26 protein-coding genes are annotated in these 25492 nt (G+C 73.9%); 13 read left to right on the forward strand and 13 right to left on the reverse strand.

The features are described 5' to 3' along the window. Window positions 1-176 precede the first annotated feature (176 nt). Window positions 177-2936: a M14 family zinc carboxypeptidase gene (locus ACGFI9_RS01105; RefSeq protein ID WP_393173526.1), complete on the forward strand. Its 2760-nt coding sequence runs from the start codon at window positions 177-179 to the stop codon at window positions 2934-2936. Between the two features lie 105 nt (window positions 2937-3041). Here the strand turns inward: ACGFI9_RS01105 and ACGFI9_RS01110 are convergent, their stop codons facing one another. Further along, the gene (locus ACGFI9_RS01110) at window positions 3042-3854 is read right to left on the reverse strand and encodes a SigB/SigF/SigG family RNA polymerase sigma factor (RefSeq protein WP_393173528.1); all 813 of its coding nucleotides are present in this window, start codon (window positions 3852-3854) and stop codon (window positions 3042-3044) included. 210 nt (window positions 3855-4064) lie between these two features. On the opposite strand from ACGFI9_RS01110, the gene ACGFI9_RS01115 reads away from it, so the two are divergent. Then, window positions 4065-4586: a DinB family protein gene (locus ACGFI9_RS01115; protein ID WP_393173530.1), complete on the forward strand. Its 522-nt coding sequence runs from the start codon at window positions 4065-4067 to the stop codon at window positions 4584-4586. A gap of 15 nt (window positions 4587-4601) precedes the next feature. Here the strand turns inward: ACGFI9_RS01115 and ACGFI9_RS01120 are convergent, their stop codons facing one another. From ACGFI9_RS01120 to ACGFI9_RS01130, 3 genes are read right to left on the reverse strand one after another with little or no spacing between them, the layout of a single operon-like run. After that, complete coding sequence (locus ACGFI9_RS01120; protein WP_393173532.1) at window positions 4602-5159, reverse strand: GerMN domain-containing protein; 558 nt, start codon at window positions 5157-5159, stop codon at window positions 4602-4604. Then, on the reverse strand, window positions 5159-6508 hold the full coding sequence (locus ACGFI9_RS01125; RefSeq protein ID WP_393173534.1) for an ATP-binding protein: 1350 nt from the start codon (window positions 6506-6508) through the stop codon (window positions 5159-5161). The genes ACGFI9_RS01120 and ACGFI9_RS01125 overlap by 1 nt, the downstream gene beginning before the upstream one ends. Then, window positions 6505-7173, reverse strand: coding sequence for a response regulator transcription factor (locus tag ACGFI9_RS01130; RefSeq protein ID WP_393173536.1), 669 nt, complete (start codon window positions 7171-7173; stop codon window positions 6505-6507). Before ACGFI9_RS01130 ends, ACGFI9_RS01125 begins: the two co-directional genes overlap by 4 nt. A gap of 162 nt (window positions 7174-7335) precedes the next feature. Between ACGFI9_RS01130 and ACGFI9_RS01135 the strand changes: the two genes are divergently transcribed. The 4 genes from ACGFI9_RS01135 to ACGFI9_RS01150 all read left to right on the forward strand — a co-directional run bounded on the left by ACGFI9_RS01135 (window position 7336) and on the right by ACGFI9_RS01150 (window position 10224). Next, a complete protein-coding gene (locus ACGFI9_RS01135; RefSeq protein ID WP_393173538.1) occupies window positions 7336-7677 on the forward strand; it encodes a hypothetical protein in 342 nt (113 codons plus the stop codon). After that, entirely contained in the window at window positions 7674-8249 is a 576-nt protein-coding gene (locus tag ACGFI9_RS01140; protein WP_393173540.1) for an STAS domain-containing protein, read from the forward strand. Before ACGFI9_RS01135 ends, ACGFI9_RS01140 begins: the two co-directional genes overlap by 4 nt. Before the next feature lie 37 nt (window positions 8250-8286). Continuing rightward, entirely contained in the window at window positions 8287-8574 is a 288-nt protein-coding gene (locus ACGFI9_RS01145) for a BON domain-containing protein (protein WP_393173542.1), read from the forward strand. Between the two features lie 177 nt (window positions 8575-8751). After that, window positions 8752-10224 carry a cellulase family glycosylhydrolase gene (locus ACGFI9_RS01150; protein WP_393173544.1) on the forward strand — a complete coding sequence of 491 codons (1473 nt, stop codon included), beginning with the start codon at window positions 8752-8754 and terminating at the stop codon, window positions 10222-10224. Window positions 10225-10272: 48 nt separating this feature from the next. On the opposite strand, the gene ACGFI9_RS01155 is transcribed toward ACGFI9_RS01150, so the two are convergent. Next, window positions 10273-11166, reverse strand: coding sequence for a diiron oxygenase (locus ACGFI9_RS01155; RefSeq protein WP_393173546.1), 894 nt, complete (start codon window positions 11164-11166; stop codon window positions 10273-10275). A 49-nt stretch (window positions 11167-11215) separates the two neighbouring features. Here ACGFI9_RS01155 and ACGFI9_RS01160 point away from each other — a divergent pair, with 49 nt between their 5' ends. Beyond that, window positions 11216-11932, forward strand: coding sequence for a TetR family transcriptional regulator (locus tag ACGFI9_RS01160; protein WP_393173548.1), 717 nt, complete (start codon window positions 11216-11218; stop codon window positions 11930-11932). Next, window positions 11929-12204, forward strand: coding sequence for a DUF4873 domain-containing protein (locus ACGFI9_RS01165; RefSeq protein WP_393173550.1), 276 nt, complete (start codon window positions 11929-11931; stop codon window positions 12202-12204). The genes ACGFI9_RS01160 and ACGFI9_RS01165 overlap by 4 nt, the downstream gene beginning before the upstream one ends. Window positions 12205-12262: 58 nt before the next feature. Here the strand turns inward: ACGFI9_RS01165 and ACGFI9_RS01170 are convergent, their stop codons facing one another. The 5 genes from ACGFI9_RS01170 to ACGFI9_RS01190 form a co-directional block, all read right to left on the reverse strand. Next, window positions 12263-14845, reverse strand: coding sequence for a discoidin domain-containing protein (locus ACGFI9_RS01170; protein ID WP_393173553.1), 2583 nt, complete (start codon window positions 14843-14845; stop codon window positions 12263-12265). 211 nt (window positions 14846-15056) lie between these two features. After that, on the reverse strand, window positions 15057-15830 hold the full coding sequence (locus ACGFI9_RS01175; RefSeq protein ID WP_393173555.1) for an SDR family oxidoreductase: 774 nt from the start codon (window positions 15828-15830) through the stop codon (window positions 15057-15059). A 7-nt stretch (window positions 15831-15837) separates the two neighbouring features. Then, window positions 15838-15960, reverse strand: coding sequence for a 50S ribosomal protein L36 (locus tag ACGFI9_RS01180; RefSeq protein WP_357102463.1), 123 nt, complete (start codon window positions 15958-15960; stop codon window positions 15838-15840). Between the two features lie 117 nt (window positions 15961-16077). After that, complete coding sequence (locus ACGFI9_RS01185; protein ID WP_393173557.1) at window positions 16078-17430, reverse strand: PHB depolymerase family esterase; 1353 nt, start codon at window positions 17428-17430, stop codon at window positions 16078-16080. Between the two features lie 235 nt (window positions 17431-17665). Then, window positions 17666-18571 carry a winged helix-turn-helix transcriptional regulator gene (locus tag ACGFI9_RS01190; RefSeq protein ID WP_393173559.1) on the reverse strand — a complete coding sequence of 302 codons (906 nt, stop codon included), beginning with the start codon at window positions 18569-18571 and terminating at the stop codon, window positions 17666-17668. Between the two features lie 85 nt (window positions 18572-18656). On the opposite strand from ACGFI9_RS01190, the gene ACGFI9_RS01195 reads away from it, so the two are divergent. Further along, entirely contained in the window at window positions 18657-19919 is a 1263-nt protein-coding gene (locus ACGFI9_RS01195) for an MFS transporter (RefSeq protein WP_393173561.1), read from the forward strand. A gap of 4 nt (window positions 19920-19923) precedes the next feature. Here the strand turns inward: ACGFI9_RS01195 and ACGFI9_RS01200 are convergent, their stop codons facing one another. Then, window positions 19924-20265 (reverse strand): winged helix-turn-helix transcriptional regulator, encoded by a 342-nt coding sequence (locus ACGFI9_RS01200; protein WP_393173563.1) that lies wholly within the window; start codon window positions 20263-20265, stop codon window positions 19924-19926. A 92-nt stretch (window positions 20266-20357) separates the two neighbouring features. On the opposite strand from ACGFI9_RS01200, the gene ACGFI9_RS01205 reads away from it, so the two are divergent. Beyond that, window positions 20358-21194 carry an MBL fold metallo-hydrolase gene (locus tag ACGFI9_RS01205; protein ID WP_393173565.1) on the forward strand — a complete coding sequence of 279 codons (837 nt, stop codon included), beginning with the start codon at window positions 20358-20360 and terminating at the stop codon, window positions 21192-21194. An 11-nt stretch (window positions 21195-21205) separates the two neighbouring features. Here ACGFI9_RS01205 and ACGFI9_RS01210 read toward each other — a convergent pair whose 3' ends face one another. After that, window positions 21206-22321: an FAD-dependent monooxygenase gene (locus ACGFI9_RS01210; protein WP_393173567.1), complete on the reverse strand. Its 1116-nt coding sequence runs from the start codon at window positions 22319-22321 to the stop codon at window positions 21206-21208. Window positions 22322-22395: 74 nt separating this feature from the next. Here ACGFI9_RS01210 and ACGFI9_RS01215 point away from each other — a divergent pair, with 74 nt between their 5' ends. Continuing rightward, window positions 22396-23007: a TetR/AcrR family transcriptional regulator gene (locus tag ACGFI9_RS01215; RefSeq protein ID WP_393173569.1), complete on the forward strand. Its 612-nt coding sequence runs from the start codon at window positions 22396-22398 to the stop codon at window positions 23005-23007. A gap of 12 nt (window positions 23008-23019) precedes the next feature. Here ACGFI9_RS01215 and ACGFI9_RS01220 read toward each other — a convergent pair whose 3' ends face one another. After that, window positions 23020-24093 carry a DUF4037 domain-containing protein gene (locus ACGFI9_RS01220; protein WP_393173571.1) on the reverse strand — a complete coding sequence of 358 codons (1074 nt, stop codon included), beginning with the start codon at window positions 24091-24093 and terminating at the stop codon, window positions 23020-23022. Between the two features lie 102 nt (window positions 24094-24195). Here ACGFI9_RS01220 and ACGFI9_RS01225 point away from each other — a divergent pair, with 102 nt between their 5' ends. Together ACGFI9_RS01225 and ACGFI9_RS01230 are read left to right on the forward strand one after the other, a co-directional pair. After that, the gene (locus ACGFI9_RS01225) at window positions 24196-24417 is read left to right on the forward strand and encodes a hypothetical protein (RefSeq protein ID WP_393173573.1); all 222 of its coding nucleotides are present in this window, start codon (window positions 24196-24198) and stop codon (window positions 24415-24417) included. A 57-nt stretch (window positions 24418-24474) separates the two neighbouring features. Next, entirely contained in the window at window positions 24475-25392 is a 918-nt protein-coding gene (locus tag ACGFI9_RS01230) for a 5'-3' exonuclease H3TH domain-containing protein (RefSeq protein ID WP_393173575.1), read from the forward strand. The last annotated feature ends 100 nt before the right edge of the window (window positions 25393-25492 follow it).

The raw sequence follows: 25492 nt of genomic DNA on the forward strand, positions 1-25492 counted from the left end.
ATCACGACGGTCGACGGGATGATCGCGGCCATCGATCACCGGACGAATCTTGACCGGGTGAAAGTGCTGGTCATAGGCTCCGGCAACCTTGTGCCTTTCCCGGGAAGGGAAAAGAACCCATGGCCTCAGCGAAACGTCCGTTCTGGACAGTCCCCACGAAGCGACTGGCGGGAGCGGTGGCCGTCGTCCTCCTGACCGGTATGACGCCCCTGCTGGCCGGTTCGCCCGCGGCGGCGACCCCCGGGTCCGCCACCTGCGTCGACGATCCCACCGCCCACCTCGGCACAGTGCCCACGCCCGAGCGCGTGCTCGGCTTCCCGCTCGGCGTCGGCCAGCAGCGGGTGGTCACCAACGAGGAGGTCCGCACCTACCTCGGCGCGGTCGACGCCGCCTCCGACCGGGTGGTCACCGGTGTCATGGCGACCAGCGTGCTCGGCCAACCCCTGCCGTACGCGATCGTCTCGAACCCGGACCACGTCCGGCCGGTGACGCTCCGGACGATCGCCGACGACCTCCGCGGCCTGCGCGATCCCCGCCGGACCCCGGCGGCCAGGGCCGCCGGGACCGCCACCGACAGCCCGGCCATCGTCTGGGTGACGGCGAACGTGCACGGCGGCGAGAAGAGCGGCACCGACGCGGCCCTGAAGACCCTGTACGAGCTGGCCGCCGGCCTGTCCTGCGAGGTCGCCCGGCGCAACGACAACCTGGTCACCGTGATCGTGCCGACCCAGAACCCGGACGGTCGGGACGCGAGCCGGCGGCAGAACGAGTTCGGCTTCGACATGAACCGGGACTGGTTCGCCCGCACCCAGCAGGAGACCGACGGCAAGGTCGAACTGATGCGGCGCTACCCGCCGCAGGTCTTCATCGACGCGCACGAGATGGGCGGCCGGCAGTACTTCTTCCCGCCCAACGCCGACCCGATCCACCACGAGATCGCCGGCGAGACGGTCGACTGGATCAACCGGATCGGCGAGGCCAACAAGGCCGGCTTCGGCTACAACGGCGCCTGCGGCGGGGCCGTCACCACCGAGTGCTACTTCAACTACGCGACGTACGACCTCTTCTTCATGGGGTACGGCGACACCGTCCCGGCCGCCGGCTTCGGCGCCGCCGGCATGACGTTCGAGAAGGGCAGCGCCTCCGCGGTCGCCGACCGGGTGCAGCAGCAGTTCCACACCCAGTGGTCGACCCTGGGCTGGGCCGCGGCGAACAAGCACGAGCTGCTCACCGACTACTACCGGATCTGGACGGACGCGCTGGCCGAGGGCCGGGCGGGCGCCCTGGAGCCGAACGAGGTGGTCCAGCCCACCAACTCGGTCCAGTTCCCGGTGCCCGACCTGTCGATCCGGTCGTACTTCCTGCTGCCGGACCGGCAGCTCGCCGACGTACGGCAGCTCGTCGAGCGGCTGCGCCGGATGGACGTCGAGGTGTACGAGGTGCGCGAGCCGACCCGGGTGCCGACCGCGCGGATCTTCGGCGGGCGGACCGCCACCGACGTCACGGTGCCGGCCGGCGCCTACTGGATCCCGATGGACCAGCCGCAGAAGCACTGGATCCAGGCGATCCTCGGCGAGGACCCGTACGTCCCGTTCCCCTACTTCTACGACGTCTCCTCCTGGAGCAACCCGCTGCTGATGGGAGTGGCGACCCTCTACACCGGAGACGACGTCCGGCCCGCGGCCCGGCCGGTCCAGCGGATCGAGGGCGGCCGGACCGCTGCGGCCCCGGCGACCGGCTCGTACGCGTACCCGCTGGACTCCGCCGCCGCGGCCGAGTTCACCTTCCGACTGCTCGGCCGGGGCGTACCGCTGGTACGCGACCTGGCGACCGGTGTGGTCGGCCTGCCGGCGACCAGCCTGACCCGGGAGGTCGACGACCTCGCCGCGTCCCTCGGGGTCACCCTGACGCCGAGCGACATGGCCGCCGCCGGGAGCCCGTTGGCCCGGCCGGACGTGGGACTGTTCCAGGGCACCGGGATCTCCACCACCTCCGGCTCCCACGGCGAGGCCCGATACGTGCTCGGCCGGCGGTGGGGGCTCGACCTCACGCCGGTGACCACCACCGACATCAACGACAACACCCCCGCCTTCACCGACCGGACGGTACTCCTGGTGCCGGACGGCAGCAGCGCGACCGGCGGCCTGACCGCCGCCGGCCAGGCCAACCTGCGGAACTGGATCGCCCAGGGCCACACCTACATCGGGCTGCGCAACGAGGGCACCCGGATGGCGCGCGCGGCCGGGCTCACCTCCACCTTGGAGAAGCCGAAGCCGACCGGGTACCAGGTGATCGGCTCGCACCTGCGGGTGGACGTCGACCACGACAGCCTGGTCGCGCTCGGCCGCCCAGCGGAGGACTTCGAGTTCAACAACAGCGACTCGATCCTGACCCCGAGCACCACCGGCACGAACGTGCTCAGCTATCCGTCGGACGACACCTTCTGGGCCAACGGCTACACGGTGCACGGGGACGTGCTCAAGGGAACCGTCGCGCTGGTCGACGAGCCGACCGGCACGGGTCGGGCGGTGCTGTTCGCGTTCAACCCGCTGTTCCGGGCGTACAACGAGAACGGGTTGCACCTGGTGGCGAACGCGCTGCTGCTGCCGACGGCCGGCACGGACGCGCGGACCGCCGCGCCACGGACGGCGGAGGTCCCCGCAGCCCGGGCGGCCGCGGCGGCGGCGCCGGTCCCCGCGGACCTTGGCGGCGGGTGGCGGCCGATCACCATCGAGGTGGCCGCCGACGACCTGGCCCGGACCCGGGCGGTCGTGGCGGGGTTCACCGGCGGGGCCCGGGTGTCCACCGCGGACGGTTCCGCGTATCTGGTGATCCCCAACCCGGAGGGCCGTCAGATCGACGAGCACCCCTTCCTCGGTGACCTGCTCCGCGCCCTGCGGGAGGCGCAGGTGCCGCTGCGGTCCGTGGTGGCCTGATCCGCACGGTGGTCCGGTCGGCCCGCGCGGGCCGACCGGACCACCCCGGAAAGAGACGCACCGCCACCGGGGGGAGCCGGGTGGCGGTGCGTGGGTCGGTGGCGGTCAGGCCTCGGTGAGCTGGCCGCGCAGCTTGGTCAGCGCGCGGGCGAGCAGCCGAGAGACGTGCATCTGGGACACGCCGACCCGGGCGGCGATCTCGCTCTGCGTCAGGTTGCCGTAGAAGCGCAGGGTGAGGATCTTCTGCTCCCGCTCGTCCAGCGTCGCCAGGGCCGGGCCGAGCGAGGCCCGCAGCTCGGCCAGCTCGTACTCGCTGTCCTCGGTGCCGAGGGTGTCGCCCAGCTCGGTGGCGCTGTCGCCGTCACCGATCGGGGTGGACAGCGACACGGCGTTGTAGGCGCGGGCGCCTTCCAGACCCTCGAGGACCTCTTCCTCGGTGAGGTCGAGGTGGGTGGCGATGTCCGCGACGGTCGGCGCCCGGTGGAGCGTCTGGGTGAGGGTGCTGTTCGCCTCCGAGATGCGCAGCCGCAGCTCCTGGAGGCGACGCGGGACCCGGATGTTCCAGGTGCGGTCGCGGAAGTGGCGCTTGATCTCGCCGAGGATGGTCGGGATCGCGAAGCCGGCGAAGTCCACGCCGCGGGCGGCGTCGAACCGGTCCACGGCCTTGATCAGGCCGAGCGCCGCGGTCTGGGCCAGGTCGCCGGTCGGCTCACCCCGGCCGCTGTAGCGGGCGGCGAGGTGGTTGGCCAGCGGCAGCCACGCCTCGATGACCTGGTTGCGCAGCGCCGGACGGTCCGGGTGCCCCTCGGGCAGCGCGGACAGGGCGGCGATCAGCTCGCTGGCGCGGGACTCCTCGCCGGTCACCGCGGCGCGGTGCACATCGGTGGTCGTCGTCGGCGCGATGGTCGTCGTGGTCATGCTGCCCTTCCTGTCCGGGGAGAACGGGTGCCTCCCAGCACCGGTCGTGCCAGTCACCCTAGACCAAAGGCTGCCGGATATTCAACCGAACGGCTGATGGATAACTCGCCCATAGTCGGACAATAGAGCGCTGAACGCGCCCGGTTCGGGTGCGACGGCCGCCACAACAGGCGGTCCTCGGACCGGGGAGCGACGGCGTACGCTCCCCCCGTGGAACGGTGCGACGAGTGTGGGTTCGTCTATGCCGCCGTGTCGGCCGAGGCGCTTCCCAATCTGTTGCGTCCGCTGGGCGCGCGGTTCACGGCCGCGCTGGCCGAGGTCGCCGACCCGCGCCGGCGGCCGGCCGAGGGAGTGTGGTCCCCGCTGGAATACACCTGCCACGTCCGGGACGTGCTCCGTGTCCAGGGCGACCGGCTCGCCCTGGCGCTCACGGTCGACGGCCCGGAGTTCGTCCCGATGGGGCGCGACGAACGCGCCGTCGAGGAGCGGTACAACGAGCAGGAGCCGGCGATCGTGCTCGCCGACCTGACCACGGCCGCCGACGACCTCGCGGCCCGGTTCGCCGGGCTCGACCCCGCGCAGCTGGCCCGCACCGGCGTCTACCCCTGGCCGCGACGGCAGGCCCGGACGCTGCTCTGGCTCGGGCAGCACACGGTCCACGAGGGTGAGCACCATCTGCTCGACATCCGGCGGGCGACCGGTTCCGGCACCGCCGCCCCGCCCCAGGGCTGAACGGTCACGGGCGGGTCAGCGCCGCAGCAGCGGTCGGTAGTCGGCGGCGGTCAGCGGCAGCGCGGAGAGGGAGCCGTCCGCCCGGGGCACCTCCAACGGCTGGCCGTCCCGCCGGAACGCGACGCTGTCGACGTCCGCGCGCTGGGTCAGCGTGCAGACGATCTGCCCGAAGGCGAGCACCTCGTCGCTGCGGCCGGTCTCCTCGCCGGCCTCCCGTACGTCGACGGTCGCCACGGTGCCGGCGGCGGTGGCCCCGGCGACGGTGATCGTGCCCGGCAGGGCGGTGGCCAGGCCGCGCTCCCGCTCCGCGTCGTGCGGTCCGGCGAGCAGATGCTGCAGGTGCGTGTCGACGCCGGAGACGCCGTCGACCCGGCGGGTGACGGCCTCCAGCCCGTCGCCGCGGACGAAGCAGAGGGTCTCGTCGACGCGGCCGTCGGGATCGGTGCTCGCCGTCCCCACCGCGGTGGGGAACGAGCCGGGCGGGGCCGACACCGGCCGTGGCGCGTCGTCGACCGGTACGCCGCAGCCGCCGAGCAGCACCACGAGCAGGACCGGCGCGAGACGGCGGCGCATCACCGCACCTCCGCCAGCTCGACCCGGAACCGGGCGCCCCGCGCGCGGTCGACGACGGTCGCCCGGCCACCGTGCGCGGCGGCGTGCTGGGCGACCAGGGCCAGCCCGAGGCCGGTGCCGTCGGTGCCGGCGCGGGCGTGCGCGGCGCGGCCCCGGACGAAGCGGTCGAAGATGACCTCCCGGTCGGCGTCGGGCACGCCCGGGCCGTCGTCGTCGACGTCGATCACCCCGACCGCGCCGTCGCGCAGCGACAGCCGTACGGCGACCGGCCCGCCGCCGTAGCGGACCGCGTTGTCCAGCAGGTTCAACAGGATCTGCTCGACCCGCCGCCGATCGACGCGCCACTCGGTCAGGGTGCCGGCGGGCACCTGGACGAGGCGCTCGGGCAGCGCGCGGGCCCGGCACGCCTCCCGCGCCAGCAACCCTATGTCCACGGTCTCCCGCTGCGCGGGCTGCTCGGTGCGGGCGAGCTGGATCAGGTCGTCGACCAGGCGTTGGAACCGGGCCACCTCGTCGGCCACCAGGCCGGCGGCGGTCGCGGTGCGCTCGTCCTGATGCGCCCGGCGGCGGGTCAGCACGCTGGCCGCGGCGGCGAGGGTCTGCAGCGGCGAGCGCAGCTCGTGGCTGACGTCGGCGGCGAACCGGCGGTCCTGCTCGATGCGGCGGGCCAACTGGTCGACCATGTGGTTGAACGAGCTGGAGAGCCGGGTCAGGTCCGGGTCGGTGGTGGGGTCCAGCCGGGTGGTGAAGTCTCCCGCGGCGATCCGCTCCGCCGCGTCCGCGACCGCGGTCAGCGGACGCACGCTGTGCCGGGTGGCGTACCAGCCGAGCGCCGCGCCGGCCCCGGCGACCATGATGGCGACCGCGGTCAGTGCCAGGCCCACCACCTGGAACGTCTCCTCGACCTCCCGCAGGGAGGTCAACTCGTAGTAGCCCACCCCGGCGGCGAGCGGGATGCCGACCAGCAGGATCGGCTGCCCGTCGATCCGGACCCGCTGCACGCCCGGCTGCCCGGCGTGGACCAGGCGTTGCAGCTCGGCCGGCACGGCGGCGCCGCCGACCTCGGCGTTGCGGGCGTACCAGCCGTCGGGCAGGTGCAGCAGGGGGCGCCGGCTGCTGCCGGTGTCCAGGGACCGGAGCACGGCGACCACGTCCGGCGTCTCGGTGTCCAGCCCGGAGCGGACGACGGCGGCGTCGTAGTAGGCGGCCCGGACGGCGGCGCGTTCCCGCTCGTCGAGCAGGGAGCGGCGGGTCAGGTCGTACGAGAAGAGCGCCATCGACGCGGCGAGCAGCAACGCGCCGACGGCGAAGGCCGCGGTGACCCGCGCGCGGAGTCCGAGCCGGGTCATCGTTGCAGCTTGTAGCCGAGGCCGCGCAGGGTGACCAGGTGACGGGGGTTGGCCGGGTCCGGCTCGATCTTCTGCCGGAGGCGGCCGACGTGCACGTCGACCAGGCGCTCGTCGCCGGTGTCGTACCCCCAGACCCGGCGCAGCAGCTGCTGCCGGGACAGCACCCGTCCCGCGTGATCGGCCAGCTCGCACAGCAACCGGAACTCGGTGCGGGTCACCGCGACCGGCCGGCCGGCGCGACGTACCTCGCCGGCCTCCGGGCTGATCTCCAGCTCGCCGAAGACCTGAGCGGGGACGGTGGTGGCGCGACCCCGCCGGCGCAGCGCCCGCAGCCGGGCCGAGAGCTCCTTGATCGCCACCGGCTTGACCAGGTAGTCGTCCGCGCCGGCCTCCAGCGCGGCGACGATGTCGTGGGTGTCGTCCCGGGCGCTGACCACCACGATCGGGACGTCGTCGTCGCGGCGCAGCTGCCGGATGCACTCGAAGCCGTCGATGCCGGGCAGCATCAGGTCGATCAGCACGTAGTCGGCCGGGGTCTCCCGCTGCCGCCGCAGCCCTTCCTCGGCGGTCCCCGCCCCGTACGCCGTGTAACCCTCCTCCTCGATGGCGAGCAGCAGCGCGAGCCGGATGCGGTCGTCGTCCTCGATCACCAGTACGGCCGTCATGTTGGCATCATCCCCGGCCGACCCCAGGTCACCCAACCGTGTCAGCCGCTGCGACCTTTTGTCACACAACTGTCACACAACTGCGGGACGACCTCCACGATCGCTGCGGACAGTGGTGGGCGAACCGGACCCGGGTCGCCACCCACCACTGAGGGAGGAGCCGTGAACGGGACCACGCTCGTGGGCGCGCTCGTCGTCGGGCTCGTCGTCGGCGCGCTCGGCCGCGTCGTCGTACCGGGCCGGACGGCCGCCCCGGTCTGGCTGACCCTCGCGCTCGGGGTGGCCGCCGCCCTGCTTGGCGCCATCGTCGTCGGTCTCGTCGGCGGCGACGGGACGCGGCCGGCGGTGCTGCCGCTGGTCGTGCAGTCCGGGTTCGCCGCCGTGGCCGTCGGGCTGGCGCTGGCGACGGCCGGCCGGCCGGACCCGGACGGGTCGGCGCGCCCGCCCGGGGTGCCGGAGGGCCCGCCGGCCGGGCCGGCCGCGGGGCGGAAGGAGTGGTCGTGACGGTCGTACCGGCGGACCAGTTGATGACCCTCATCTGCGACGGCTGCGGCGCCACGGTCACCGGGGCCGGGTCCACCCTGCCCGACGCCGAGGTGGTCTGGACGCTGGTGTTCGAGAACGACTGGGTGGGCTCGCCCTTCGCCTCCGGACCGCACCACTGCCCCCGGTGCAGCGTCCCGGCCGAAGCCGACGACGGCGGACTCGGCGTCGACTACCTGGACGAGGTCGGCGACGACCCGGCGGGCCGGGAGCCGGACCTGGTCGAGGCGGTGCGCCGGTCCCTCGCCGAGACGGTGGTCGTCGGCGACCGCGAACTGGTCGACCTGACCGAGGTCGAGGTGATCGACCCGCCCGGGCTCGGGCTGCTCGTCCGCGCGCACCGCGACGCCCGGCAGCGCGGCCGGCGGCTGTGCCTGGTGGCGCCGTCCCGGTTCGTGCTGACGGCGCTGCACACCATGCGACTGGACGGGGTGTTCCCGGTGTTCGACAGCCGCGCGCGGGCGCTGAGCGGCTCGGCGGAGCCGCGGGTGCCCCGATCCCGTCCGCACCGACCCCCTGCCGTCCGGCCGTAGGCGCCGGACCGGCCCACCCGCCGTCGAAGGAGCCCCCGTGGTGATGTCCTGGCCGTACCCCGAGTTCCCGTTCACCGGGGGCGGGCCGGAACCGGACGCCGAGGACGTCCGGCTCGCCGCCCTCGTGGCACAACGGCTGAGCATCGACTGGACCACGCGCCGGCAGCGGATCGCGATCAGCGTGCAGAACCGGGTGGTGATCCTGACCGGGACGGTCGCCGACCGGGGCGCCCGCCAGGCGGCGGGCGAGCTCGCCTGGGACGTCCCGGGCGTGTTCGACGTCTGCAACGCGCTGGGCCTGTACGGGGAGCGCCGGATCCGCTGATCGCCTTCGGCGACGGCCGTCGTCGGTGGCGACGCGACATCGACAGGTTGCACTGGACGCCACGGCCCTCTACCCTTCCCGTGGGAGCGCTCCCGAGGTTGCCGCGTCGGACTTTCCGGGCGAGTCCGCGACGGGCACCGTCCACTCACCACCACCCACCAGATGGGACGACCCCGCATGACCTCGATTCCCCGCCCGCCCCGGCGCAGCCTGCTCGTGGGCGGCGTCGTCGGTGCGCTCGCCCTGGCCGCGACGGCCGTGCTGCCGATGACGAACGCGATGGCGGCGACCGGCTGCGCCGTCACGTACACCACCAGTTCCTGGCAGGGCGGGTTCACCGCCACGGTCAGCATCAGTAACCTGGGCGATCCGGTGAACGCCTGGACGCTGGGCTTCACCTTCCCGAACTCCGGCCAGCGCGTCACGCAGGGCTGGTCGGCGACCTGGCAGCAGAGCGGCAGCGCGGTCACCGCGCAGAGCCTGAGCTACAACGGCGCGCTGGCCACCGGCGCGAGCACCACCATCGGGTTCAACGGCTCGTGGACCACCGCCAACCCGTCCCCGACCTCGTTCACCCTCAACGGCACGACCTGCACCGGCGGGACCACCCCCACCACCCCGCCGCCGACCACCACTCCCCCGCCCAGCACGCCGCCGCCGACGACCCCGCCGCCGACCACGCCCCCGCCGACCACCCCGCCGCCCGCCGGCACCACGCCGGTGGCGATCAACGGTCAGCTGCGGGTCTGCGGGGTCAACCTCTGCAACCAGTACGGGCGGCCGATCCAGCTGCGCGGCATGAGCAGCCACGGGTTGCAGTGGTTCGCCAACTGCTACAACGACGCCTCCCTGGACGCCCTGGCCAACGACTGGCAGGCCGACCTCTTCCGCATCTCGATGTACGTGCAGGAGCAGGGCTACGAGACCAACCCCACCGGCTTCACCAACCAGGTGAACACGCTGGTGGACAAGGCGGAGGCGCGCGGCCTGTACGCCCTGATCGACTTCCACACCCTGACGCCGGGCGACCCGATGTACAACCTGGACCGGGCGAAGACCTTCTTCGCCGCGGTCTCGGCCCGCAACGCCGCCAAGAAGAACGTGATCTACGAGATCACCAACGAACCCAACGGCGTGAGCTGGTCGACCATCAGGAACTACGCCGAGCAGGTCATCCCGGTGATCCGGGCCAACGACCCCGACGCCGTGGTGATCGTCGGCACCCGCGGCTGGTCCTCGCTGGGCGTCTCGGAGGGCGGCAACTCCGACGAGATCGTGAACAACCCGGTCCGGGCCGACAACATCATGTACACGTTCCACTTCTACGCCGCGTCGCACAAGGACAACTACCGCAATGAGGTGCAGCGCGCCGCGTCCCGGATCCCGCTGTTCGTCACCGAGTTCGGCACGGTCAGCTACACCGGTGACGGCGCGGTCGACACGGCCAGCAGCACCGCCTGGCTCGACCTGCTCGACCGGCTGAAGATCAGCTACGCGAACTGGACGTACTCCGACGCCAGCGAGGGCAGCGCCGCGTTCAAGCCGGGCACCTGCGCCGGCGGCACGTACGCCGGCACCGCGGTGCTGACCGAGTCGGGGAACTTCATGCGCAACCGGATCCGTACCCCGGACAACTTCCCCACCAGCTGAACCGGCGCCGGCGGCGGCCCACCCCGGGTGGGTCGCCGCCGGTCGCCGTCATCGGTCGAGCAGGCCGGCCCGCGCCCAGAGCAGCCGGCCGGGCCCGGAGACCAGGCCCAGGCCGGCCAGGTGGTCGAGCACCCGCTGCGCGGACCAGCGCAGGGTCGCCCGCCAGTGCGGGTTCGCCCGGGCCGCCGCCCGGCCGGCCGCGGGCGGGATGCCGACCGCCGCGTACGCCCGCGGGTGGACCAGGCGGCGGGTGATCGAGTACGCCGCGCGGCCGATGACCAGCCGCGCGTAGCCGAGGGCGAGCGGGCCGGCGGCCTCGACCTGGCGGGTCAGCTCGTCCCGGGCGAAGCGCACGTGCCGGGCCTCCTCCACCACGTGGATCCGGGACACCATCCGGATCAGCGGCTGGAGCGAATCGTCGGCCATGATCTCCCGCTGGAACGCGTCGAGGATCTCCTCGGCGATGAGGATGGCCGCGTACATCTGCGGGCCGGTGGCGGTGGTCTTGAGCCACCGGCCGAGGAGGTGGTCGACCGGGTCGGCCCGGTAGACCGGGCAGCCGGTCGCCTCGATGAGCCGGCCGAACATGATGGAGTGCCGGCACTCGTCGGCGACCTCGGTGAGCGCGTACTGGGCGTGCCGGCTGGTCGGGTCGGCGTCGTAGTAGTGCCGGATCAGCAACTGCATGAGGATCGTCTCGAACCAGATCCCGGCGCTGGCCGCGCTGGCCACCTCGTGCTTGGTCAGCTCGATCCGCTGCTCCTCGCTCAGCCGCTCCCAGATCCCGGTGCCGTAGAGGCTGCTGCGCTCCGGCGGCAGCCAGTAGGCCCCGGGCCGGTGCGGCGCCGTCCAGTCGATCTCGACGGTGGGGTCGTAGCTGGTGCGCACCGAGGCGGTGAGCAGCCGGGTGGCGACCGCCTCGCGCGCGAAGCCGCTGTCCATGACCCCTCCCCTGTTGACGTAACTTCGGGTAACTGTTACGAGTGGTAGCATGCAGCGCACCTCCACCGATGTCAATGGAGCCGACACCCCGCCGGAGCCGGCCGCGGACCGGCGCCCCGGCCGGCGGGACCGCTGGGCGGCCCACCGCGAACAGCGGCGGCAGGAGCTGATCGGCGCCGCCGTGCAGGCACTGCTCCGGCACGGGCCGCAGGTCGACATGGACCAGGTGGCGGCCACGGCGGGGGTGACCAAGCCGGTCCTCTACCGCTACTTCGCCGACAAGTCGCAACTGTGGCTCGCGGTCAGCGAGGTGGTGGCGGCCCGGGTCGTCGACACCATCGCCCCCGCCATCGAGCGGGTCCGCGAGGAGCGCGCCCTGGTCGAGGCGACGATCGACGCGTACCTCGGGATCATCGAGTCGGAGCCGACGCTCTACCGGTTCCTCATGCACCAGGCCGGCCATCCCGGCATCCACCAGGTCGTCGCCGGCACCAGTCGGCAGGTGGCCGCCGGACTGGCCCGGGTGATCGGCGACCGGTTGCGCGCCCTCGGCCTCGACGCCGGCCCCGCCGAGCCGTGGGCGTACGGCCTGGTCGGCTTCGTGCAGGCGGTCGGCGACTGGTGGACCGCGCACGGCCAGCCGATCCGCCGGGCCGCGCTCACCGACTACCTGACCACCCTGCTGTGGAGCGGCATCGAGGGCGTCCGGCGCGGCGCCGACCTGGCCCCGGAGCTGACCCGCGCGCACGAGCGGATCGTCCGATGAGCTGGCACGGTCCGGCGTGGATCGCCGACACCGAGGTGCGGCTGCACGTGACCGGCCGCTGGGAGCCGGTCGACGGCCGCTACCACTGGGCCGGGCGGATCGCGCCGGAGCCCCGGATCGTCCGGCTGCTCCGGTCCGGCCGCCGCGACGTGGAGGTACGCGTCGGCCACCGGACCACCCGCGGCCGGCTCGCCGAGGTCGACCCCTGGGGCGGGGTCCGGATCACCGGGACCGGCGAACCACCGTGGCCGCCGGAGGCGGACGAGGCGTGAGCGGCCGGACTGACGGGCGCGGGCGGCGGCACGCGGGGCGCGCCGCCGCCCGGCCGGGTCACGGATAGCTGACCAGGTTCACCGGCACGGTGTCGGTGCCCTGCGCGGTGCCGCCGGTGTCGTTGATGACGTGGGTGATCGACCCGTTGCCGCCCAGCGACACGGTGAGCAGGTCGTGGAACCGTACGCCGGCCGTGGTCGGCGCCTCGAACCCGTGGTACGCGGCGATGGTCGGGTCGACGTTGAAGTAGCAGTAGCTGCCCATCCCCCACCCCTCGAACGAGGTGACCGCGTTCGCCACCTTGAACGCGGCGTAGCCGACCATCGACCCGTTCATCCAGGCCGATGCGCTCGGCGGGTCGTAGGGCAGCTCGTTCTGGAAGAAGATGGTCCGGCCGTTGTTGCCGTTCCAGATCACCTCGTACTTCTGGTAGTGCTCGACGAACAGGCCGAGCGCGGTGACGTTGTTGCCGTTGACGATCACGCCGGTGTCGGCGGTGTTCACGGTCCACCCGACGCCGGTGCCGTGGTCGGCCCGCCAGGCCCAGATGTGGTCGATCAGGGCGTCGTGCTGGTTGACCACCAGGCTGGTGGTCGCCTTGCCGGCGCCCGCGCCGCCGATCCGGAAGAAGACGTCCTGGATGGAGGTCGGGTTGGCGGCATGGCCGGCGGTGGAGCCGGCCGGGCCGACCTGGAGCAGCACCGGCGAGTTGATCGGCCCGGCGTCGAAGAGCATGCCGGCCAGCCGCACCCCGTCCACGTCGGCGACCGTCATGGCGGTGACGCCGTTCTGCGGGATCAGCGTCGGGAAGCCGATGCCGAGGACGACGGTGCCCGGGCGGTTGACGGTGATCGTCTCGCCCACCGGGTAGATCCCGGGGGTGAACAGCAGGTGCAGCCCCTGGGCCAGGGCCGCGTTGATGGTGGCGGCCGAGTCACCCGGGTGCGCCACGTAGAACTGGCTCAGCGGGATCGACGTGCCCGGGGTGGCGCCGCCCAGCCAGGACGCGCCGGACGCGTTGGTCCGGGTGGACGGCACGAAGACCTGGTAGGCGCCGGACGCATCGAGGTAGAGGTACGGGATGTCGCGGCTGACCGGGGTCTGCGCCAGGGTGGTGTAGGGCGGGTTGGGGAAGCTGGTGGCCGGCGCCCCGACCACCCCGGAGTTGGTCACGTTCCAGACCGCGTTGAGGTAGCCGCCGACGTTGCTGTCCCGGGTGTACCACTGCTGCTGCGAGTACGGCTGCACGACGCCGGTGACCCGGCTGTCGGCGATGTACCCGCCGCTGGCCCAGCCGTACCCGTTCGGGGCCAGGTTCAGGTCGCCCTGGATGTCCATCCGACGGAACGGCGCGGCCTGGGACACCGCCCAGCGGGTGAACCCGGCGGACGGGAAGATCTGCAGGTTGGCGGCCGAGCGCCAGAAGTTCTGGGTGGCGTTGCCGTTGAACCAGCCCGCGTCGACGGTGACGTCGCCGTGGATGCGCACGTCGCCCGGGTTCCGGCCGAGGCCCATGATCGAGGTGTAGAAGCCGATCTGGGCGTTGATGCCGGAGTAGTCGCCCGGCTTGAACATCAGGGCGTACCGCTGGGTGCCGAACTGGTTCGACTCCTGGGTCCGGAAGACCGTGTCGAGCTGGCTCTGGATGGTGGCGGCCGACATCGACGGGTCGAAGGTGATCACGTTGGGCCCGAGCGGGCCGCCGCCCGGGAGCCCCCCTCCGCCGGAGGTGTGCACGGCGAACTCCCAGAGTGAGTACCCCCAGCCGGTGGCCCGGACGGTGCCGTACATCCGCACGTACCGGCCGCTGCCGCTGACGGTGAGGGTGTCGGTGCCGCCGTCACCCGTGGTGGTGGCGGAGACGGTGGTCCAGGCGGTGCCGTCGGTCGAGGTCTGGATCTGGTACGCCTTGGCGTACGCGGTTTCCCAGGTCAGCACCACCCGGCACAGGGTCCGGACGCTGCCCAGGTCGACCTGGAGCCACTGCGGGTCACTGGCCGCGCTGGACCAGCGGGTGCTCAGGCTGCCGTCGACCGCCGCGCTCGCCGGGGTACCGGCGTTCTCGGTGGAGGAGGCGGTGGCCGGCCGGCCCTGCGCGGCGTTGGTGGCGGTGTCGCAGCCGCTGCCGCCGCTGCTGCCGTAGACCTGGAACTCCCAGAGCGAGTAGCCGTAGGCGGTGCCCCGGGCGGTGCCGTACATCCGCACGTACCGACCGGTGCCGTTGACCGTGAGGTCGTCGGTGCCGCCGTCACCGGTGGTGGTGGACCAGACGGTGGTCCAGGTGACGCCGTCGGCAGAGGTCTGGATCTGGTACGCCCGCGCGTACGCGGCCTCCCAGACCAGGGTGACCCGGGAGACGGTGGCGGTGGCGCCGAGGTCCACCTGGAGCCACTGTGGATCGGCGAAGGCGCTGGACCAGCGGGTGCCGGTGTTGCCGTCGGTGGCGTTCGCGGCCGGGGTGCCGGCGTTCTCGGTGGACGACGCGGTGGTCGGCCGCCCCTGCGACAGCAGCGGGTCGGCCGCGCGGGCCGGGGACGGCGGGGCGACCAGCGCGGTCGCCACGAGCAGCGAGGCGAGGGTGGCGAGCAGGCGGCGGAGTGTACGGCGGGCGGGGTGGCGGCGCGGTGGGACCGGTGACATGGGCCTCTCCGGGGACGCGGTGGGGACCGGGACGGGGGTACGGGTTACCGGGCGGTCACGGTGCCCGCCCGTTCCGGTGCAGAGTTCCCCCGGCAGTGGCGGGTGTCAATGGATCCGTCGCCCGCCGACCCCTTTTTTCGCGCCTTGTGAAAAGTCCGGAACTAAAGACGTGAGCTGCCGGTTCCGCAGCCGCGTCGGCCCGCCGCGGCGGTCAGGTTCCGGCATCCCAGACCTGGGCCTCGAACTCGCGCAGCTGGTCCCGCAGGCCCTCGGGCTGGACCGTCCGGAAGGGATGGTGGTCGGCGGGGATCACCCGTACCATCTCCGCCACCATCTCCTCGGGGTCACCCTGGTTCGCCAGGTAGTCGTCGAAGTCCGGCCGGTCGAGCAGCGCCGTCGACTCGTCCCACCACTGGAACATGGCCTCGGCCCCGGTGTCGTTGAAGCCGGTCCGGTAGGGGCCGGGGTTGATGGTGGCCACCCGGATGCCGCGCGGCTCCAGCTCGCGCTTCATCGCCCAGGCCAGGGCCTCGATCGCGTGTTTCGTGGCGGCGTACGCCCCGATCCACGGGCGGGTCCGGACGCCCACCGCCGACGACACCCAGACCACCTTGCCGCTGCCCCGGGCCAGCAGGTGCGGGGCGAAACCCTGGACGAGGTGCAGGTGGCCGAAGACGTTGACCTCGAACGACCGACGCACGCGCCCGACGGGGATCTCGACCACCGCGCCCGCCTCCTGGATGCCGGCGTTGAGCACCAGGATGTCGACGGGGTACCGCAACGCGTGCGCCCGGTCGGCCTCGGCCGTGACGTCCAGCTTGATCACGTCGAGGGCCACGCCCTCCCGGCCCGCCTCGGCGCGCAGGTCCCGCACCTGCGGCCAGTTCTCGCACCCGGCGACGACGTGGTGGCCCGCCCGGGCCAGGCCCAGCGCCGCACCCCGCCCGAGGCCGGTGCCCGCGCCGGTGATCAGGATGTCCGCCACGGTCGGCTCAGCCCTGCCGGGCCTTCTGCCGCGGATCGGCCTTGTTGATCACGAAGAGCTTGCCGCGGCGGCGTACCACGATCGAGTTCACCTTCCGCTTCAGGCCGCGGAGGGAGCTGCGCACCTTCATCCCGGGTCACCCCGTTCCGGCTCGACTCTTGGCTGCCGGGCACGCGTACCCGGAAGAGGGCGGGCTCATGCCGGGGCGGGCCGCCGGACGCCTAGGCGGCGTCCGGCGGCGCCGGGTTCAGGCCACCGCGCAGGGCGCGCCGTTGAGCGTGAACGAGGTGGGCTTGCCGGTGTTACCGGTGTGGGTCGCCTGGAACCCGATGTCCACCGACCCGTTCGGGGCAATGGTCGCGTTGTAGGAGACGTTGCGGGCGGTCACCGCGCCGCTGGTCGGCGCGTACGTCGCGTTCCAGCCGTTGGTGATGGTCTGCCCGCTCGGCAACGTGAACGCGAGGCTCCAGCCGTTCACGGTCGCCGTGCCGGTGTTGGTGATGGTCACCGACGCGGTGAGCCCGGTGTTCCAGGCGTTGACCGCGTACGCCACCCGGCACCCGCCCGACGGCGGCGGCGTGGTCGGCGGCGGCGTGGTGGGCGGCGGCGTGGTCGGCGGCGGAGTGGACGGCGGCGGGCTGCTCGGCGGCGTGCTGCTGTCGAGGCCGAAGAAGCGGACGGCCTGGGCGGCGTCGACCGGAAGGTTGTGCGAGACGCCCTGCATGCTGATCGCCTCGACCGGCGCGGTGCCGCCGGTGCCGCCGTAGCGGGTGCGGGTGTAGCCGGACTGCGGGCTGTCGGTGTATGTCGGCGTCTGGCTCAGCCCGTTGACGTTGGTCCACTGCTTGATCTCTTCGGTGAAGTTCGGGTAGCGCAGGGTCTCGTCGTTCGTCCCGTGCCAGAGCTGCATCCGCGGTCGCCGGCCGGTGTACCCCGGGTACGCGTTGCGGACCAGGTCACCCCACTGCTGCGCGGTCTTCACGATCAGGCCGTTGGCGCAGTCGCTGTTCCACTCCGAGCCGTTGGTGGTGGCGAAGCAGCCGAAAGGCACCCCGGCGAAGGCCGCGCCGGCGCTGAACACGTCCGGGTAGTCGCCGAGCAGGACGTTGGTCATCATCGCCCCGGACGAGACGCCGGTGGCGAAGATCCGGTTCGGGTCCACGGGGTAGCGCTGCCGGACGTAGTCGACCATCGACTTGATGCCCACCGGGTCGCTGCCGCCGTCGCGGCGCAGCGCCTGCGGCGAGGAGACGTCGAAGCACTGGCTGCTGCGGGTCACCGACGGGTAGACGACGATGTAGCCGTACCGGTCCGCCAGGGACGCGAACTGGGTGCCGGAGTACATCGCCGGGCCGGTGCCGGTGCAGTAGTGGTTGACCACCAGCAGTCCCGGCCGTGCCGCGACGACGTTCGGCACGTACAGGTACATCCGCAGGTTGCTCGGGTTCGCGCCGAAGCTGGTCACCTCGGTCAGCGCGGCCGCCGAGGCGGGGGCGGGCAGCGTCACGGCCGCCAGCGCGGCCAGCCCGGCGGCGACCAGCGCCGCGCCGAGCAGTTTCATCCTTCTTCTCCCGCCGGTGCGGCGATGCCACTGTCGCATGCGTTCTCTCCTGAGGTGGTGGGGAAAGCCGCGCAGGGGTGCCCTGCCACCTGCGACAACGCTCGCCGGCGAGGCGCCATGACGGCGGCCCGGACCCTCGGGGCGAGATAGACGACCGCAGATCGAAGCGGTCCGAGTCGGAGTGTAGGCCGCACCACCACGACCAACAAGCACCTTCCGGAACACTTCCGGAACGCCACCCCGTCGCCCTGGACCGAGGCCCGCCCGCCGAGGCTCAGCCGCTGACCGTCGGCGCCGAGGCGGCGGCCGTCCGGCGGCCCACCTCGTCGAGCATCTCGTCGACCGACCCGGCCGGGTCGGTCACCGGAAACTGCACCGCCCGCACCACGGCCTCCGGGTCGACCAGCAGGGTCAGCCGCTTGAACCGGTCCACCCCGCCGGCCCGGAAGGTGGGCAGCAGCAGGCCGGCAGCGAGCCGACCGTCCTGGTCGGACAGCAGCGGGTACGGCAGCCGGGCGTGCGCGGCGAAGGCCGACAACTGGTCCGGCCGCTGCGTGCTCACCCCGCGCACCTCGGCGCCCGCCGCGCGGAAGCGCTCGTGCCGGTCGGCGTACGTCCGGGACTCGAGCGTGCACCCGACGGCGCCGGGGATCTCGTCCCAGCCCGGCGGCACGCCCTGCGCGCCCGGGGCGAACGCGCCCGGGAACAGGTAGAGCACGGTCCACCGGCCGGGCACGGCCGGCCGCTCCGCCCCGCCGTCGTGCCGACCCAGGGTCAGCTCCGGTACGCGCCGGCCGACCAGCTGGTGCACCCGGCGCGCCTCGGCGGAGTCACGGGCCGCAGTGGCGGTGAGGGTGCCGTCGCCCATGACGTGCCGGGTCCCCCAGTCCTGGAGGGCGACCAGCACCGGCAGGAGCCCCTCCCCCTTGGCGGTCAGCAGGTAGTCGTGCCGCGGCGGGTGCGTCGAGTAGGGCCGGCGGTGCAGCACGCCGTGCTCGACCAGGCCGCCGAGCCGCTCCGTGAGCGCCCGCCGGCTGACGCCCAGTTCCCGTTGCAGGGCGTCGAACCGGGTAGTGCCGCCGGCGATCTCCCGGACGATCAGGAAGGTCCACCAGTCGCCGAGCACGCCCAACGCCTGCGCGATGCCGCAGTCGGCGTCGCCGAGGTCCGCCCGCCGCATCAGTCCCACCTCCCGCTCGTCCGGTCGCTTCGACTATAGTCCGTTTCAGATTGGAACTCACTGGCTCGGATCGGGGGGTGGCGGCATGACCGTCGGGCAGCGGGCCGGGGTGTTCTGGCGCTGGTGGGCCGCGGGCACGACCAGCCAGGTGGGGTCGGCGGTCGGCGCGGTGGCGCTGCCGCTGACCGCCCTCACCGTGCTGGACGCGTCCGCCTTCGAGATGGGCCTGATCGCGGCGGCGAGCTACGTGGCGTGGCTGGTGGTCGGCCTGCCGGCCGGCGTGATCGTGCAGCGGCTGCCGCTGCGCGGCGCCCAGGTCGGCGCTGACCTGGCCCGGGCGGTCGCGGTGGCCTCCATCCCCCTCGCCTGGTGGTGGGGCTGGCTGACGGTCGCCCAACTGGTCGTGGTGGCCCTCGTGGTCAGCTTCGCCAACGTGCTCTTCGACGTCGCCAACGCCACCTTCCTGCCGGCCATCGTGAGCCGCGAACAGCTGCACGCCCGTAACAGCCTGACCTCGGCCACCCATGCCGGCACCCAGCTCAGCGGCCCGTCGCTGGGCGGCCTCGCGGTGCAGGCGCTCGGCGCGGTCCCGACCGTGCTGGTCGACGCGGTGAGTTACCTGGTCTCGGCGGCGCTGCTGTGGTCCCTGCCGGCCCGCCGGGTCGACACCCCGGAGCACCGGCCGCCGGTACGCGCGATGATCGGGGAGGGCTGGCGGTACGTCACCCGCCACCCGGTCATGGGGCCGACCATGTGGACGGCCACGGCGGTCAACTTCGTCTGCGGGGCGCAGCTCGCGGTCTACCCGCTCTACCTGGTCCGGGAGCTGCACGCGCCGGCCGCGCTGGTCGGTGTGCTGCTCGCCGTCGAGGGCGTCGGCTCACTGATCGGGGCGGCCCTGACGCCGTGGATCACCGGCCGGTGGGGCACCGCCCGGTCCCTGGTGGTCGCCTGCCTGATGGCGACCGGCGGTGCGTTCCTGGTGCCGGTGGGCGCCGGCTGGCCGGCGTACCTCGCCTTCGCCGCCGGCAACGTGGTCTTCGCCGGCGGCGTGGTGGTGCTCAGCGTGACCACCCGCACCTACCGGCAGACCGCGAGCCCGCCGGAGCTGCTGTCCCGGGTGATGGCCACGGTCCGCTTCGTCTCCTGGGGCGCGATCCCGGTGGGCGGCCTGGCCGCCGGCGCCCTCGCCGGCCTGGCCGGCGCGCGGGTCACCCTGTTCGCCTTCGCCGCGGCGGCGGTGCTGGCGCCGCTGGCCCTGCTGCTGTCCCCGGTACGCCGGCTACGCGACCTGGCCGACCTCGTCGACGACGCCGACGAGCGGCCCGCCGTGGCGGCGCTCGGCTGACCGATCACGCCTCCGGGCGGTCGCCCCGGCCCCAGTCCCACATCGCCCGCAGCACCGGGAGCAGCGCGACGCCCCGCTCGGTGAGCGTGTAGCTCACCCGGGGCGGCCAGGACGCGGTGCGCCGCCGGTCGACCACCCCGGCTGCGGTGAGCTGGGCCAGCCGGTCGGTCAGCACCTTGTCGGAGAGGGCCGGCAGCGCCTGGGCGAGGTCGGTGAAGCTGCGCGGCCCCCGGGTCAGCTCCCCGATCACCAGCGCCGTCCAGCGGCCCCGCAGGGCCGCCAGGGTGACCTCCACCGGGCAGGACGGGTCGGGCCGGGCGTCCGGGCCGGAGCAGGGTTCGAGCACGCCCGTCCCGGTATGGCCAACCGTTTGGTGAGTCACGACAGCACCTCCTAGCGTTCGGCGCGGCTGCGATCGTCGCCGTTCAAGGGGGAAGTATGCGCGTCCACCATCTCAACTGCGGGACCATGCGGGAGATCACCCCGGTGGACACCCAGGTGCTCCGGCCGCTCCCGGCGGTCTGCCACTGCCTGCTGGTCGAGACCGACGCCGACGGGCTGGTGCTGGTCGAGACCGGCTTCGGCACCCACGACCTCCGGGATCCGGAGGGGCGGCTCGGGGCGGACTTCCTCGCCTGGTCGCAGCCGGTCCTCGACCCCGAGGAGACCGCCGTGCGGCGGGTCGCCCGGCTCGGGCACGCACCGGCCGACGTCCGCCACATCGTCCTCACCCACCTGCACCGGGACCACGTCGGCGGGCTGGCGGACTTCCCGCACGCCCGCGTGCACCTGCACGAGGCGGAGCACCGGGCGGCCACGGTGGACGGCCACCCCAGCTACCTGCCGGCCCGGTGGGCCCACGGCCCGCAGTGGGTCACCTACCCGGACCACCAGGGCGAGCGCTGGCTCGGCTTCGACGGGGTACGGCAGCTTGCCGGCCTGCCGCCGGAGATCCTGCTGGTGCCGCTCGCCGGCCACACCCCCGGGCACAGCGCGGTGGCCGTCCGGGCGGACCGGCCCGGCGGGCCGGAGTGGCTCGTGCACGCCGGGGACGCCTACTTCTACCGGGGCGAGATCGCCCCGGGGCTGCCCCCGACCCCGCCGATGTTCGACGCGCTCCAGGCGTCCGTGGAGACCGACCGTCCACTGCGGCTGGCAAACCTGGACCGGCTCCGCACCCTGCTGGCCGAGCAGCCGGAGCGGGTCGAGGTGGTCTCCGCGCACGACCCGTGGGAGTTCCGCCGGCTGTCCGCGCCGGCCGGCGCGGCCGCCTGACGGGCCCGGAGTCAGCGGGCGGCCCGGAGGCCGGTCAGCGCCCGGGCCGAGGCGTTGCGGGCCGCCAGGCCGAACCGGGTACGCGGCACCAGCAGTCCCGCCGCGTACCGGGCCGCCCGCCGCCTCGGCTCGGTCCGGCGGCGGTGCCACGTCTCGTACCGGTCGAACGCCGTCGCATGGTCGGCGGTGTCGGCCAGCGCGTCGGCGAGGGTGTAGGCGCCGGCGACGGCGAGGCTGGACCCGTCGCCGAAGAGCGACACGCAGGAGGCGGCGTCGCCGACCAGCACGACCCGGCCGCGCGACCAGCGGGGCAGGTGGACCCGGCTGACACTGTCGAAGTACAGGTCGTCGGCGGCGCGTACCCGGTCCAGCAGCTCCGGCACCCGCCAGCCCCGCTGCTGCGCGTACGCCTCGACGACGAGTCGCTTGTGCTGCGCGAGGTCGCGGTGGTCGAAGCCGTCGACCGGACCGCCGCGGAAGATGAAGGCGGCCAGGGCGCTGCCCCGGGCCGGGTGCACGGAGACCAGCCGCCCGGGCGAGTTGTGCAGCAGCACGTCGTACGGGTCGTCGGCGGGCGCGCCGAGCGGCAGGGTGGCCACCCACACACCGAGGTGGCGCACGTGCGTGGCCTCCGGCCCGAAGGCGAGCCGGCGCACCGTCGAGTGCAGACCGTCCGCCCCGACGACCAGGTCGAACCGGCGGGGCGCACCGACGGCGAAGGTGACGTCGACGCCGCCGGCATCCTCGGCCAGCCCGGTGATCGTGTCGTCGTACCGGAACTCGACGTCGTCGGCGGCGGCCCGGTGCAGGATCGCGGCGAGGTCGGCGCGGGGGATCTCCAGCCCCGGGTCGCTCGACGAGGCGGACATCGGCACCCGGGCGACGGTGGCGCCCGCGTCGTCGACCAGCCGCATGCCGGTCACCGGGGTGGCGGCCGCGGCCAGCTCGTCCCGCAGGCCCATCGCCGTGACGACGGGCAGGGCCGGACCACGCACGTCGACCGGGTTGCCGCTGGACCGCTGCCCGGCGGCGCGTTCCACCACGGTGACCCGGATGCCGTGCCGGGCCAGCCACCAGGCGAGCGTGTTGCCCGCGATACCACCACCGGAGATGAGTACGGTGCGCATGCGTCGACCATAGTGGCACTCAATGCCATTGTGCAATGGCTGCCATACGGCTCTCGGTGCCGTAGCATGTCGGCATGTCCCTGCGTGACCGCAAGCGGGCCCGGACGCGGCAGTCGCTCGTCGACGCCGCCGTCGAGCTCTTCGAACGGCACGGGTACGACCGGACCGGCGTCGCCGACATCGCCGCCGCGGCCGAGGTCGGCACCCGGACCTTCTTCCGCTACTTCCCCAGCAAGGAGGCGCTGCTCTTCCCCGAGAGCGACGACCGGGTGCGGGCGGCGGTCGAGGCGATCGCCGACCGGGCGCCGGACGAGGGACCGGCGGAGGTGCTGCTGCGGGCGCTGCGCACGGCCACCACCGGCAGCGAGGACATGGGCGGACGGCTCGCCGCGCTACGCCTCCGGCTGATCCGCGAGGTGCCGGTCGTCCGCGGCCGTGCCCTGCAGCTCCAGCTCGACGCGCAGCGCGAGATCGCCCGGCACCTCGCCGCGGCGTACCCGGACCAGCTCGACGCGGTGTCGGCGGCGGCGCTGGTCGGGGCGTTCGTCGGCGCGGTGACCGGCGCGCTCCAGGTGCTCCTCGAGGACCCGGACCGGGCCGGCGACCCGGCCGCGGTGCAGGAGGCCATGCGCCGGGCCACCGAGGTCGCTCTCGCCGCCTGGCTGCCCGCCACGCCGACCCGCTGAACCGCGCGGGGGTCAGCCCGGCAGGACGGCCGCGGCGACCGGGCGGACCCGGTCCGGGTGGGTGAGCACGTCGACGTTGTCGAGGTACTGGTCGACCGCGCCGACCGGCGGGCGGTCGCGCAGCGCCGGGTCGGCGATCGCGGCGCGCAGGGCGGCGACGAACCGTTCCGCGCGCAGCACCAGGAACGGCCGGTCGTGGAACGGCCGGGCGCCGGGGTCGACCCGCGCGGCCAGTCCGGTGTCGTTGGTCCAGGTCGCGACCGTCTCCAGGGCCCGGACCAGCCCGGCCTGCCGGGCCGGCCAGTCGCCCGGCCCGATCGCGGTGCCGAGCGCGTCGACCACGGGCGCGGCCACCGGCAGCGCGGCGAAGACGGTGCCGAGCCACTTCGCGTACGGCGGCCAGCGGCGGTGCAGCAGCAGGCCCAGGCGCATCAGGTCCCGGGCCAGCCCGGCGGCCACCACCCGGCTGCCCAGCTCGTCACCCACCTCGGCGCACCGGCCGGCGAGGTGCTCCGCCTGCCCGACGCGCTGCCAGCCGGTCGCCAGCACGTGCCGCCAGACGTCGTCCGGATACCAGGCCAGCCGGGCGCGGACGGCGGTGAGCGCGCCGTCGAGCCCGTCGTGGAAGACCGCCCCACCGGTCAGCTCGGCCAGCCGCTGGGTCGGCACGGACAGCCAGTCCGCCACCCCGACCCCGGCGCGCGGGTCGAAGCCGAGCCGCCCGCAGAGCCACTCGCCCAGCTCGTCGACGGTCACCCCGTGCCGCTCGCCGTCGGGGCGGACCACCCCGAGCCGGACCTCCGGCCCGCCGGCGAACCGGGTGGGCCAGCCGAGGAACTCGGCCGGCAGCCCGGTGTCGAGGACCGCCTGGACCGGGGCGACGTCGGCCGGGTCGGCCACGAAGAGCTGGGTCCGCGGCCCCCAGTCGTGGTCGGTGGAGCGCGGGGTGTCCAGGCCGAGCAGTTCCGAGCCGCCGTCCAGCAGGCCGGCGGCGTACCGGAGGCCGGGCAGGCGCCGGGCCAGCAGCGGGGCGACGACCTCGCCGTGGAAGCGGCGGGCCAGGGTCAGCCCGGGTACGAACGTCACGGGCCCAGTCTGCCGGGCAGCGCGCCGGGCCGCCCCGCCGTTATCGGTCCACCGGCCGCCCGTCGCCGATAACCTGGGGGAAAGCGGCCGGGAGGGTGGGCGGTGACGGACAGCGGGGGCCGGGCGGCCGTACGGACTCGCCGGCGGTTGTGGGCCGGCCTCCTGGCCGTGGTCGGGCTGGCCCTGCTCCTGATCGGCCTGACCGTCGCCAACGGGACGGTGGCCTGGGTCGAGGTGGTGCTGGCGCTGGTCCTCCTCGTGGCGAGCTACACGCTGCAGCGGATGGCCCGCCGGGAGACCCTGTACCGCGACGACGGCGGCTGACGCCCGCCCGGGCACCGGTCCCCCACCGCGTCGTACCGCTGTGTCAGGCTGACGGACGTGGCACAGCGACCGATCCTGCTGATCGACTCCCCCAGCCTCTACTTCCGCGCCTACTTCGGCATCCCCGAGTCGGCGGCGAAGACGGACGACGGCCAGCCGGTCAACGCCGTGCGTGGCTTCCTCGACATGCTCGCCCAGCTCGTCCGCACCCGCCGACCGGACCGGATGGTGTGCGCGCTCGACCACGACTGGCGGCCGGCCTGGCGGGTGGAGCTGCTCCCCTCGTACAAGGCGCACCGGGTGGCGCCCGAGGGCGGCGAGGTGGTGCCGGACACCCTCTCCCCGCAGGTGCCGATGATCCTCGAGGTCCTCGACGCGCTCGGCATCCCCGCGGTCGGCGCCACCGGCTACGAGGCCGACGACGTGCTCGGCACCCTCTCGGTGACCCAGCCGGGCCCGGTCGAGGTGGTCTCCGGCGACCGGGACCTCTTCCAGCTCGTCGACGACGCCCGCCAGGTGCGGCTGCTCTACGTCGGTCGCGGCGTGGCCAAGCTGGACGACTGCGACGACGCGGCGGTCCGCGGCCGCTACGGGGTGCCCGCCGACCGGTACGCCGACTTCGCCGCCCTGCGCGGCGACCCCTCCGACGGCCTGCCCGGCGTGCCCGGCGTGGGCGAGAAGACGGCCGCCCGGCTGATCGAGCGGTGGGGCGGGCTGGACGGCATCCTCGCCGCCCTGGACGACGGCGAGACCGGCTTCGCCCCGGGGCTGCGCGCCAAGCTCGCGGCGGCCCGGGACTACCTGGCCGTCGCGCCGAAGGTGGTGCGGGTCGCCACCGACGTGCCGCTGCCGGAGCTGACCACCGCGCTGCCGACCGCGCCGGCGGACCCGGAGCGGCTGCTGGAGCTGGCGCAGCGGTGGAACCTCGCCGGCTCGTGCCGCCGGCTGGTGGACGCGCTCGCCGGCACTTCCTGACCGTCCCCCGCCTCGGGGGCCCGGGTGGGATCCGGGCCGCCGGAACACCCCACCTCGGCGGACCGGTGGCACCCGGGCGGCCGGGACACCCCCAGCTCGC

Source organism: Micromonospora sp. NPDC048930 (genome assembly GCF_043197935.1).
Taxonomy (GTDB): domain Bacteria; phylum Actinomycetota; class Actinomycetes; order Mycobacteriales; family Micromonosporaceae; genus Micromonospora.